A 12791-nucleotide genomic window follows, 5' to 3' on the forward strand; every position below is an offset into this window, starting at 1 on the left:
ATGGGGAGGGCGGTCATAAAGGAAAAAGTACTTCGGGACTGGATGTCAGTGTCGGAATGGCGAAGCTTGCCCATTTTCAGTGTCTGTATAGAAGCTACCATGATTATGAAACCTGAGAGATTCTTTGGGATATAGGAAGGAGAAACTTATCTTGTGGTATGTAATTCAGGTATTTACTGGAAAAGAAGAAAAGATGAAGGAAATGTGTGAAAGTGAAATATCGCAGGAGGTACTGACAGAATGTTTTATACCATATTATGAGGAAATGAAAAAATATTTGGGAGAGTGGCACAGGAAACGAAAAATCCTGTTTCCGGGATACATCTTCGCGGAAACAGAGCAGATCGATACCTTGTATGCAGAGCTGAAGAAGGTAGAAGGATTTACAAAAATTCTGGGAGACCGGATGTATCTGCTCCCTCTTGCAGAGGATGAGGTGAAATTTATCCTGTGCTTTGGCGGTGAAAAACACGTTGTGGAGATGTCCAGAGGTGTAATTGAAAATGACAAGATTATCGTCGGTGAGGGTCCTTTGAAAGGTTTGGAAGGATGTATTAAAAGAATAGACAGGCACAGACGACGCGCTGAAATACAGATAGAGATGTTTGGCAGAATGGTGGATGCCATAGTTGGGCTGGAGATTGTAAAAAAAGAATAATGCAGCGGATCATTCTGAAGCTGTGACAGAATAGGGTAGTATGGCAGAAAAAAGGGCTATAAAAAATAAGTTTGACAGTAAAGAAGAGCCGATTAGAAAAATTTGGAAAAGTCTTTCTGAAAAAGGCTGGAAAATAATGGAAATTCGTGAAAATGGAAATCCGGGTAAGGACGGTCTGTTGAACAAACCGATTAAAAAGCTTTTAGTGGGACACGACGGAACATGGACTCCGCTGGCGATAAAGTTCCAAGAGCAGGAGCCGAGGCTTTTGTTTCGCAGCCTTTACGAATATTATGGACATGCGTCGGCAGAAGAACTGTCGGATTTTGATTCCTGCTGTGGATATCTGTCCATGCAAAATATGCACCGGCATGAAAGGATATTTTACCGGAATTGTCATCCGGATCTGAAGGCTTATATACCTGCTTACTATGGGGAGATAAAAATGGAGGACACATACTGCATCCTAATGGAGGATATAAGTAGCTGTAGATATATGAATCAGATTTCCAGTCCGCAAAATTGGGGATATAGAGAAATACGGTTAGCGCTTGAGACGCTGGCCTTTTTTCATTCTATAGAAATATGCCCGGAAGGAGAGATTGAAAAGCAGGAGGAAGAGATAGATCTGGCGGCAGTGTCACGCTTTACAACAGCATTTCATGAATCGATGTACAGATTTGCCGGAATGGAGCGTGCTTTAAAAACAGAACAGGCAGCAAGGCAGTTCCTTGCACATCAGACGGAATACGAAAAAAGTCTCTCGCAGTATAGAAAACGGATGATACATAATGATTTTAATATCAGAAATATTTGTATTAATACCAGTTGCTTTCGGCTAATGGTCTACGACTGGGAGTTTGTTGATTGGAAAAATCCGTTGTCAGATGTGGTGGATTTTCTCATAAGCCTTTCTTCTGAAAGTCTGATAAATGATTTGCCGGAGAAATGGCTGTCTATATATTGGAATGCATTAAATAAATATGGCTTTTACGTGAGCTTATCGGATATCAGAGAACAGTTTTATATAAATTTGCTTAAATTTGGTGCTACGCGAATGAATATGTATTTTTTATGCTACAGCAAAAAGAAGGACACTTACATGGAACGGATGTATAGAAATCTCGGAATTCTGCTGGATGCGCAGCATGAACGCAAAATCAGAATATCTGACAACAGCTGGATATGAGACAGTTCATTAAAAATGTAAAACAAAAGGGGGATAACCATGTACACAAGGGCAGAATGGTCGCGACAGGATCGGCATAGCAATATAAAAGAAAAAAATGCCAGGGAGACAGATACCTTGAGTAGCCTGTATAAGATAAATGAAGAGGCGTGCCTGTTTACGAAACAGATCATGGGGCGTGTTCTGGATGGGCAGAAAAAATTGCTGAAGAATCAGAGCAATGACGATCGGATGTGCCGTACAGCTTTGATGTTTCTGGATGGAATACTCCCCGGAGAAGAAAAAGCGCAGAGTGATGAGCAGGAAGAAAGATTGCTTGCTCTGGCGGGAGCTGTAGATGCCCTGCAGGAAAGCTTACTGATGCACTGGCTTCTTATTACAACGAAGTCGATTTATAGATTGAAAGAGATTACAGAGTGTATATTGAACGGATATAAAGGAATTGTGGCAGAGGAGAAAGAGGAGGTGCTGCGAGGGATAGTACTTGGAATGGCAGATCATATGCTGGTTGAAGCATATGATAGAACTGAGAAGTATGCGTTCGGAAAAGAGTATACAGAAATTTTGAAGTGGTATTTTGAGCAAATGAAGCTGACATACATAGAGCAGAAATGTTTGATGGAAAGTCAGACTAAGGAAGAGCTTATAGAGAAATTACAGAACGTTTGGAAAGAGGGCGGATATAAATCCGCTTATCGGCTTGGCCAGATCTGCAGGGATCCTGGTAAAGGTGTGACTCCGGAACAACAGAAGCTGGAACCTCTTTTGAAAAGGTTAGAATTTGGTATGAAATGCAACTGGCTTAGAAGGATGGCACCGGAAAACATAAGATATCCGTTAATATTGCCGACAGACCAGGACGATGAGGATTTTGTAAGAGAAGTAAAAAAGACAGGTGGCTGCGGCGAAATAGCAGCATTGATGGAAGAGTGCATAAAATTGAAGAATATTGAAGATATAAAAAAGGCTGGATAAACACTTGAAAGAGAAAAGAGAGAAACAGATTAAAGAACAGCAGCAGAAATTGTTAGATTTGCTGCAGAAAAAAACGAGGGAATTTGTGGCGAAAAATGCAGACATAGCCGAAATAAAGTTGTTTGGGAAAATGAATACGGAAGGACAGCATCTGAGGGGGATGCTTCTGTTGCTTTCCTATGCGGCGTGCAGTGAGGCGCAGGAGAAGATGGATTCTGCTTTACAGTTGGCGGTGGCAATGGAATTTCTTCAAACATCTATTTTAATTCAGGATGATATTATTGACAAGAGTGATATGCGAAGGGGCAGGGCATCGCTACATAAGGCATTATTTCGGGATAAGAATGCATCTTTTTCTAAAAGTGAGAGGGATGCCAATACAGCAGCAGCGCTGATCGGCGGTATGGGAATCGCATATGCAACAAAACTGATTCATGAAATCTGCGAGAACGAGGAAGCATCTGGCAGGGAAATAGTGAAAGAGTATTGTACCATGTTGGTTAATACTCTGCATGGAGAAGCGATGGACATTCTTGTACCGGTTTATAATGGGGATGAGAGCGATAAGTTTGATGACAAGGTTCGCCGTGAACTGGCTCTTGAAATTGCAATTAGAAAAACGGCGGTCTATTCTTTTGAGACTCCGATTGTTATGGGAATTCTCTTGGCGGGAAAACGATCAGAGGAGATTTTATGGGCAAGAAGGCTCGGTTGTCATCTTGGCAGAATATATCAGTTAAGTAATGACCGAAAAGCTGTAGAGGGACTTCAGACGAAGGATGATGTCTGTACAGATGTGGCGCCTTACCGTTTGTCATATGCAAATGCAATCGCTTTGGGGACCGAAAAAGAGGAATCTGAAAAGTTCCAGGGTATTTTGCTAAAAGAGAATAAAACGCAGAGAGACAAGAAATGGATTCAAGAGCATTATCCTTATGATAAAGTGTATACACAGCTTGATGAAAAGCAGAAAGAGAGTTGCGGGTGGGCATTGAAGGAGCTGAATTCCGGGGATTGCTGTTTTAGCCCAGAAGGAGTAGCAGTGTTAAAACAGTTTTTGAAAAAGTTTGAAGGGATGGAAAGTTTTGAAAACGGATGACTTTGTTGCCCTTCGGCTGCAGAAGATATGTAAAGAAAAAAATATAAATTGTTATCAGCTGGCAAGACGGGCAGGGCTTAGTACGTCAAGCTTATATAGTATTCTAAATGGAAAAGCAAGTCCAAGAGTGTCGACGCTGGAGATCATCTGTGAGGCATTGGATATGACAATCTGCGAGTTTTTTGGGGATAGGTACGCACTGGTAGACAGAGAGAAGCCGAATCAGGAAACAATGGGACTCAGTGAAAAAAACTATCAGCTGTGGATGGAAATAGGGAAGCTGTTGCTTAATTCACAGTCTGATATGATGTAAGCTGTTATTTTGCCAAAAGCGGAAAACAGATAGAAAAAGCGTAATACAGTTATAGCGGCTTGCTTGACAGCATAATATAATTAATGTGTTATGGAGTATTTTAAAGAAAAGGGAGGAAGGAAACGGATTCATTTTTTGTTTATGCAGAATAGGATTCGCTTCGGCTTATATAGATGGATGAGATAGTCAAACAATTTATAAAATATACAAAAGCAGCTCAAATGCCTTCCTTCTTTCAGAAGTTGCAAGGCAAAATAAAAGAGCAGGAGAATGCTTATGTGTTTCTGGTGACGCGGAAAGGTTACTGGAGCTATAAGCTGATAGTGCATGCAAATCCAGAGCTTAAGATTGAGGATGGCAGGGTTTTCAGCGATCGCTATCTGATGAAGGCGGCTGAACGCAAATTATTGCAAGGCAAAACGGTATATCTTGTGGACGATACCATGACGCATGGGTTTAACTTATTCCGCTACTTTTGCATTATGAAAAAAGCAGGGGCAGAGGATGTGATTCCGGCTGTGTATGCCCTGAGTACCGAATTTCCCAGAAAAACCTTAAAGGAGCCTTTGCATCAGATTTATTATGAGGTAAATGGGATATTTCCGGAGAATGTAGATGAGAATACAGAAAGAAAAGCAGAAGAGACACGAAAACGTTTTATTGAAAAGCTGTATTGCTATCGTTATCTGAATCAGGATAATATTTCAAAGCTTTGTCTTGCAGAGACAGAGTTGTTTCAAAAGACACTATGCCCTTTTGTGATTGACCTTCCGATGCTGGTAAGCAGACAGGAAGGCGGAAAAGTGTTGGAAGATACTTTTACGTTAAGCAAAAGCCAGTTTGACAGACTGTGTGTAGATACCAGGGAATGGTCTTATATACCGAATTCCTTTGGAGAAAATCCGAAGGACCGATCGGATTCCGACAGCAATTTTGTAAAAAACAGCTGCCTGAATACCATTATTCAGTGTAATTATTTTGAGTATCATGATGAATGGACGGAAATAGCAGGTCATAGCTTTTTGCAAAATGCGATTGTAAAATGTAAATACAACATTGATCAGGATGGAAATTATCATTTAATTTTTATTCCTTTTGCGATGGTGCGCTCCTGCAAAAAAACAGAGTTGTTGGCAATTTTTAAAAAACTTGCAGGGGAGACGGATTATGGCAAAAAAATACTTAAGCAATCGGTAGATGACCTGACAGAGCAGGAGTGGATCGGAGTTTTTCGCGCGGTAATTTATATCCTGAGTCTCTACATCAGTGAAAAGTTCCGCAGTCATTTAATGCAGATCGGAGTTTTTGGGATAGGCTATGACTGGGAGATCATGAAGGAAAATTCTGAGGAAGATTTTCGCCAGTCTATGATAGCTAAGCAGAGGGAGGTACAAAAGAATACCGCTTTTCCGGAGATTGCATCGCTTCATTCCGCTGACAAAGCAAAAACAATAGGCAGAGAAAGTAATGAATGGAAGGAGAGCTTTTGGCTGGATGATGCGTACAAATATATCAGTCAGCTTATTCAGGAGCAAAATTATCAGATAGAAGACAGAGAAAATAATGTGCAGGAGAAAAGCTACCGCAAAAAATGTCTGAGTATAGAAGATATTGAGCAGAGCCTGAGTAATCAATATAAATTTGAAAATGAAATTCAAAGAAGGCGTGCAGCTACCAGTATCATAGAGCTGATGCTGGAAACAAGTGTCTGCGGCAATTATATTTATGTTTCCGGAGAAAATATTATCCGTTCTTTTCGTCATGGGGAGAACAGTGATCTGCTGATATCGAAGGAAGAGCTGCTTTGTCATATTTGCGTAGATGTACTTTATATTTCATTTGGAAGAGAGAAATATCTGAAATATAGAGAGCAGTATTTAAACAACATGGAGTCTGTTCTGGTGAAAGAAGGATTTTTTGAGGGAGAGGTGTCGAAAGCAGTTTTTGAACGTTATCTGGATATGGTGTTGTCAGTAGATATGTGGGATGTCCATTATAAGATTATGGGGAAACGATTTCTCGTAAGAAATCTGAAGGATCCAGGGCTGATAAGGGTTCAGGATCTGGCGATTGATGAAGCGGAAAAAATTGCGGCGGAGGAATCGAAAAATGAAGAATAACTCAGACATGGAAATGCTTCATGAAATAATTAACACGACACTGTTATATTATTCCAAAATCTATCAGAGGCAATTTTGGCAGCACCTGAAAATCAGTCGGATGCGGTTAAGCATGCCGATATTTATAAAGGCTGTGTTGCTTTCCATGCAGGAACTGCAGGAGAGTTATCTGGATCGATGGACGCCGGATACTTTTTCTGAGACAGAGCAGCTTGTAAAAAATTTATATTTGGAAGCATCCTCAGAGGATCCTTCCATAGGACAGTTAATAGGATATTTCCCATCCGGGCAGCCGGAACAGGAGATATCCTTATTATATGGGGAGGATTTTGAACGGCTGTATTATATGGCAAAACCGGAAGTCTGTAAAATAGAGGATGTTGAAATCAGAGACTATGCGGCAGAAAAAATCGCCCTGCTTAGATATTGGCATCAATGTGGGTGGGTCTGTCATTATTTGATTTCAGATGCGAAGGAGCGGGAGTGGTTTGCGCAGCTGTTTCTGTATGCAATGTATTACAGCATATTCGATAAGGACAGCGGGGCCGAAGAGGAGCAGAAATTCAGGAAAAAAATTACTGCTGGAATTATTAAAAATATAGGTAAGGATGTTGTAGAAGACAGAGCGGAAATGTATAACTATCTGCTGGCTCAGATGAGAAAGTACGGGCAGGTATTCTGCGATACTGCGGCCGACAACAATTATCGAAAAAATACCAAACAAAGCGACTACGCTGAGATGTGCATGGAACACATTGCTGTATATATTTCCAAAATAGGAGAAAAAGAATGAAATTTCGCGACTGGAACGCAGACATGTCAGAGCTGCAATGGAAATTAATAGACTACAAGACACAGGCGGATACCTTTATTGAATGGTGTTTTGAGCAGAAATGCATTGGTCTCGCACAGGGAAATGACATCGTGAATGAATGGAGAGCGCGCAAGCAGACATACATATCTTATCTTTCGACGATTTTTTTCGATTTTCAGCACTATAGCCAGCATGATGTGAGTCACTCTATTAATATTCTAAATTATATTGAACTGCTTATCGGGAGAAATCGTGTCAAGCTGCTGTCTGCAAGCGATTTGTGGCTGCTTCTGGAAACTGCTTATTTTCATGACATCGGTATGGCACTGACTTACGAAGAAATGTCGAAAATCTGGAAAAGCCAGGAGTTTCGCGCGTATCTGCAAAAAGTTCTTGAAGGAAATGATATCGATCTGGCGGAGGCAGCAGAATATTATGAGAAAATGAACAGCCTGTTGAGTGAGCGAGGAAGCGGCAGTACAATCAAAAAATTGGAATTTCCTCCGGAATGGCCGTTGGTTTTCCAGCGAAATATCATGATTCTCATGTCCGACTATGTACGCAGGGAACACCCGCAGAGAAGTCATCGCTTTATGATTGCCAATGAAGAAAAATTTGCAGGTTCCGGCGTAATTAAAGAGCGGATGAACCGGCTGATCGGGGAGATATCGGAGCTTCACGGTGGAAGCTTTTCGGAGATTGAGAAAAAGGTAGCCAATTGTGCGGTGGGATTTGGAACGGACAGGATGTATCCACAATTTGTAGCTGCCATGCTGCGGCTGGGAGATTTGCTGGATATGGATAATAATCGTTTTAATGTCCGTGCAATAGAGCATTTCGGCAGGCTTCCGGCTTTGAGCGGTTTCCACTACGAAAAGCATCGCGCCATTTATCACTTTTCGATTACACCGACCATGATAGAGGCTTCGGCAAGCTCCGGTGATTATAAGGTCTGCCAGGAAATCAGCAAGTGGTTCCAGTATCTTAAAGAGGAAGTGGAAAATATAAGCTGTGACTGGAACCGCTTTGCTCCTCCGCTGCTGAAAGGCTGTGAACTTCAGCGCTGCCGGCTGGATATATACTTTGGTGATACAAAGTTTGACGCTAGGTGGCAGAAAAGCTATGAGGTTGATCAGAAACGGCTGATCAATCTGATGACAGGCTACAATATATACAGCTCCAAGCTGGATTGCCTGCGTGAATATATACAAAATGCAATGGATGCAACCAAGATGCGGCTCTGGAGCGATATCAGAAGCGGCCGGACAAAGCTTATACAAAACGGAATAGATAAAACGAAACTAACTCCTTTTGATATCAGCGCGGAAAGCTATCAGATGCGTGCAATTGAAGTTGATATTTCCATCATCTTGGAGAAGAGCGACAAAAGTACAAGCAGCAAAGACACAGGAGATTCCGGAGGAATTGAGCTGGATGAACCGAAAGAACCCTATGTGTGCATTCGGATTTCAGATCGTGGAGTCGGGATGGAGAAGGAATGTGTTGACAGTCTTGCTGTTGTGGGAAGAAGCTGGAAAGGAAGAACTGCGTATCAGAATGAAATCTCACAGATGCCGGACTGGCTGAAACCGACAGGCGGGTTTGGGATTGGACTGCAGTCTGCATTTATGCTGACACGGCAGGTGAAAATCTACACCCGGTCAACTAATGAGGCAGAAGGGTATATCGTGAAGCTTGATTCTCCCAGGGAGGGCGGCGCTATCCTTAAAATGCACAAAAAGAAAGAGCGGGCGGGTACGGATATTTGTTTTTATATTCCGCTTGAACTGCTGTATACCGCTATCCGGGAAGAAGAATGGTATGGTTTAAATGAGTATCTTAAAGAGCACAGCGATTCCAGAGTGAAGGATTGTGATGGCTTTTCAAAAGAGAATAGTGAAGACTATATCAAAGATTTTTTTGCTTACTATGTGAGCAAAAAAATCGTGAATCCACTTTTTCCAATCAGGATTACAGGGGGTCGTAAGGAAGAAACTGAGTATAGCAGTCCTTTCGCTTCGGATAAGAATGGATTTGGCATCTGGACTAATACCTTTATGCTGCATGACCGGTATGTCTGCAGTATTTCAGAAAATCTGGAAGCGAGGATATGGGACCAGGAAAAGCAGGTGTTTTTGTATGCGAAAGAACATAACTGCAATCCGATACAATTCGACATTCAGACTGGAAGAACCAGAAATCATTTTTGTTATAAAGGCGTAAAGGTAGAGGATATCAAGGAACAGGAACGAGGGATTGAATACAATTATTTCTTCGATACCTGCGTTGATATTATGGGCGGAAAAATGGAGGACGTTCTGTCTGTCCGCAGAAATGATTTTGCACAGAATTTTCCAGTCGAAATTTATTACCGCGAGTGCCTGGCGGTGTATGTGGAGGCGGTTTATCGAAAGATAAAGGACAGTCCGGACAGAAAATGGAAGGATAGAGATAAAATTAACAGTATCCTGTCGGTTTTTCAGTATTTGCTTTTGGCTATTCAGGTGTTGAAACGGGAAACGCTGGAGGACGTGCTATCATATTTCATTGATATTATGGAGAACCCGCAGCAGATAACTATCTGGAGGATAGAGAATGATAAAGTGGTACCGGGCTCAAAAGAAACGAAGGAAGCTCTGAGAAAGCTGAAGAGCATTTTTACAAAAAATATTGATGAAGGGCAGGGAACGTTGTTTGTGGTTGCGAAGGAACCGTTGCCTCCGCCTGATACAATCCCGATTATTCCATTGAGAGAAATGGCTTCTTTATTGACGGAGGATCGGCAATATGTCACAGAATTGGTACAGGAGTTAAAAGCGGCGGGGGAAATTTACAGTAATCCAGACATATGTTATGCTCTGCTGAATCTGGGAAAAAGGTTTGACATAAAGCATTTTAAAATATCGGGAGACAGGCAGGATCTTGTCTATGCAAGGATCCGTGGATTGGATGAGGATTGGGAATATCAGAAGCAGGGGCATCTGGATGAAAAGAAATTTGTCCGGGACGCTTTCTGGATGAGCAAAGAAACAAGATATATTGCACAAAATGTTACCTGCAAAAAGTATGATGACCTGCGTGTAGATATCCTGCCGTCAGACTGTCAGAAAAAAATAAGTACAGAGCGCAGAGCAGTATATCTGATATCACCCGTCAGCTGCAGCGCATGCATAAATATGCTGCTGCTGATGGGACTTGACGCGGACAGGCCAGATGGAGACGCAAAAGCAAAAATGGTACGGCTGGTGAGCAGAGAAGCTTTTATCACTTGTATTACAGAAAAACCGGAATATAGTTATTTGTGCTTCTGGGTGTACAGGCATCAGATGAACAAAGGGAACAGCAGACTGGAAATTGGCCAGATTGATGAAAAATATAAAAAAATGCTGGCTGAAATGTATGAGGAAAATTTTGAATGGTAGCTGCAGAAAAAACTAATATGAGAAAGGAAGCGGAGTATGGACGGAAATGAGCTGAAGCATGTGGGCGTTATCATGGACGGAAACCGACGGTGGGCAAGGAAGAATAAGCTTCAATCAGTGCTGAACGGACATGAAAAAGGCGTGTCAAGCATTTTTGAAAATGTCCCGAAAAAACTGAAACATTAGCACCGGTTTTCCGGTGCTGATTTCATATGGCTACGTGGCAGATGTCCTCTGGAAGCTTAGGGCTCTGCCCTAAGAACCCGCAAGGGACCTGTCCCTTGACCCATAATCGGGCCCTGCCCGAACCCGCCCCGCAGGGGGCAGGAGAAAGGGCATATATCCTTTCTCCTTAGAAACAGCGTTTTCCGTGAGGCTTATCTCAAGAGACTTTCGCGGCATAACGGGGCCCCAACCCCATTATTCCACGGTTCTCCTGACAACGCCTCCGCTCCCTGTTCCTTCCGCCTTTTTTCGGGCGATCTCCTCACGGATCAGCCGTTTTACGGCTCCCTGTTTTGACGGCTGTTCCCAAAACCAGCGGATGATATCAAGGTCTGTGCGGAGGTTCAGTTTTAAGTAAATTCCCTGTGTATGTTCTTTATCATATTTTTTCTGTGCTTTTGTATGCGCTTCGATGCAGTCGATCCAGTCCCTCATGTGATCTCTCCTTTCGGTAGGTATATACCTATCATCTTTTTCTGCTGCTTTTTATGCTGGAACGTCATCCATTAGATGGTGCTCCTGTGTCTTTACGAATTTCTGGAAAGTTTTGCTGCGCCAGGGATGGCTCATTGGCGGAATATAATGTCTTTTTGCTTTGGGCGGCTGATAGTCTGCATCCAGATCCCGGGATCTTTCCATATGTTCGGGGATCTCCTCCAGTGCATGGACATCCTTGTCATTGACACAGCAGAAAAGGCTTCCGTCAAAAGCCTGGATAACCATTATTTTTGTGCCTTTGCGGTAATGTACCTGTTTCCCTCTGGCGTCCAGCATCCGGTAATGGCGGTGCCGGAACTGGATCGCATGCCCGCAATCCACGGTCCGTTCTGTCAGGACAGCGAGAACCAGGTTGATTTTTTCATTTTCCGGTTGCGTTTCAAACACAGATTTGATACCATTAAGGGGAAGCGCGAACTTCTCATTGAATTCTTTTATGTATGAGTGGAGGAATTCATTGGCAGCATCTATGGTCGTGATCCCTGCTAATCGTAATTCGATTGGCAGGCGCGACTGTAGTGTCTGGTTGAGGCGTTCTACGCGGCCTTTGGCCTGCGGGACACTGCTGGATTCCAGCTGAACACCAAGCTGCTTGCAGGCATAAGCGAATTGGGTATAGGTATCCTCATCAAGAGATGGGGAGTTTTTCTTTTTATAGGTAAATACCGTACGGCGGTCTGTGAAGATCCTGTAAGGGATGCCGTAGGTGGTCAGGATCTGGTGGAATACGTGATAGTAGCCCTTTAAGGTTTCCTGCGTGTCAAACCAGGCTCCGGTGACCCGGCCGGTAGCATCGTCAATAGCCAGGTGGAGGTGCCATACCTGCCCGGGGATCCATTCATAGGGAGTTGCGTCCATCTGCTGCAGTTCCCCAAAATAAGCACATCTTGGACGTCTTGAATGAGCATCTTCAACCGCTACGAGATTGGTTTGGAGCACAGCGGCTTCTTTCAGGCTGCAGGCACTTTTCTTTTTATCCTGAAGCTCCTTTTCCATACGCTTTTTCTTGGCCTTTGTAACTTTCGGAGAAAGAATATATTTACTTTCCAGGATCTTAGCTACAGAAGAAGGTGAGACGCAGATGTGTTCATGGGCCTCAAGGAGTTCTGAATAATGCTGGAAATTAGCATCAAAATATTTTGTAAGGTAGAGATCGATGATGCGATTGCGGGTCTCGTCAGGGATGCTGGTGGACGGTTTACGTCCCCTATTGCCATGGATAAAGAAAGCCTTTCCTTCTTTGCGGTATCCAGCCAGCATACGGTTGATATGGCGTTTGGTGCAGCCAAGGGTGAGGGCAGCCCTGTCCTTATTCCCATCCGGGTGATCTGCCAGAGATTTGATCACTTCGTATTTTTTCTGTTCATCCATTGTAAGTATTACCTTTCTGATAATGATTTCCTCCAATCTAAAATAGATAGAGGATATTTTACCACATCCGGGACATTTTCATATGTGGTATACTAGGACATTATCAT

The 12791-nt window shown here is 42.8% G+C and carries 11 protein-coding genes; 9 read left to right on the plus strand and 2 right to left on the minus strand.

Annotated elements, in window-relative coordinates:
* Positions 1 to 151 precede the first annotated feature (151 nt).
* From loaP to ACLU9Q_RS09780, 9 genes are all read left to right on the plus strand, one after another.
* Positions 152 to 658 (plus strand): antiterminator LoaP, encoded by a 507-nt coding sequence (gene loaP, locus ACLU9Q_RS09740; protein WP_412625127.1) that lies wholly within the window; start codon positions 152 to 154, stop codon positions 656 to 658.
* 40 nt (positions 659 to 698) lie between these two features.
* Positions 699 to 1847 carry a phosphotransferase gene (locus ACLU9Q_RS09745; RefSeq protein WP_412625129.1) on the plus strand — a complete coding sequence of 383 codons (1149 nt, stop codon included), beginning with the start codon at positions 699 to 701 and terminating at the stop codon, positions 1845 to 1847.
* A 201-nt stretch (positions 1848 to 2048) separates the two neighbouring features.
* Positions 2049 to 2822 (plus strand): hypothetical protein, encoded by a 774-nt coding sequence (locus ACLU9Q_RS09750; RefSeq protein ID WP_412625130.1) that lies wholly within the window; start codon positions 2049 to 2051, stop codon positions 2820 to 2822.
* Between the two features lie 85 nt (positions 2823 to 2907).
* Positions 2908 to 3921 (plus strand): polyprenyl synthetase family protein, encoded by a 1014-nt coding sequence (locus tag ACLU9Q_RS09755; RefSeq protein ID WP_412625131.1) that lies wholly within the window; start codon positions 2908 to 2910, stop codon positions 3919 to 3921.
* A complete protein-coding gene (locus ACLU9Q_RS09760; protein WP_412625132.1) occupies positions 3908 to 4234 on the plus strand; it encodes a helix-turn-helix domain-containing protein in 327 nt (108 codons plus the stop codon). The genes ACLU9Q_RS09755 and ACLU9Q_RS09760 overlap by 14 nt, the downstream gene beginning before the upstream one ends.
* 278 nt (positions 4235 to 4512) lie before the next feature.
* Complete coding sequence (locus ACLU9Q_RS09765; RefSeq protein WP_412625133.1) at positions 4513 to 6354, plus strand: hypothetical protein; 1842 nt, start codon at positions 4513 to 4515, stop codon at positions 6352 to 6354.
* Between the two features lie 112 nt (positions 6355 to 6466).
* Positions 6467 to 7147, plus strand: coding sequence for a hypothetical protein (locus ACLU9Q_RS09770; protein WP_412625134.1), 681 nt, complete (start codon positions 6467 to 6469; stop codon positions 7145 to 7147).
* Complete coding sequence (locus ACLU9Q_RS09775) at positions 7144 to 10590, plus strand: hypothetical protein (RefSeq protein WP_412625135.1); 3447 nt, start codon at positions 7144 to 7146, stop codon at positions 10588 to 10590. The genes ACLU9Q_RS09770 and ACLU9Q_RS09775 overlap by 4 nt, the downstream gene beginning before the upstream one ends.
* A 36-nt stretch (positions 10591 to 10626) precedes the next feature.
* Positions 10627 to 10776, plus strand: a complete 150-nt coding sequence (locus tag ACLU9Q_RS09780) for an undecaprenyl diphosphate synthase family protein (RefSeq protein ID WP_412625136.1) — start codon at positions 10627 to 10629, stop codon at positions 10774 to 10776.
* A 234-nt stretch (positions 10777 to 11010) separates the two neighbouring features.
* On the opposite strand, the gene ACLU9Q_RS09785 is transcribed toward ACLU9Q_RS09780, so the two are convergent.
* Positions 11011 to 11250, minus strand: a complete 240-nt coding sequence (locus ACLU9Q_RS09785) for a hypothetical protein (protein ID WP_412624486.1) — start codon at positions 11248 to 11250, stop codon at positions 11011 to 11013.
* 51 nt (positions 11251 to 11301) lie between these two features.
* Positions 11302 to 12684 (minus strand): ISNCY family transposase, encoded by a 1383-nt coding sequence (locus ACLU9Q_RS09790; RefSeq protein WP_412624485.1) that lies wholly within the window; start codon positions 12682 to 12684, stop codon positions 11302 to 11304.
* Between the last annotated feature and the right edge of the window lie 107 nt (positions 12685 to 12791).

It is taken from the genome of Marvinbryantia sp. (genome assembly GCF_047017445.1).
Taxonomy (GTDB): domain Bacteria; phylum Bacillota; class Clostridia; order Lachnospirales; family Lachnospiraceae; genus Marvinbryantia.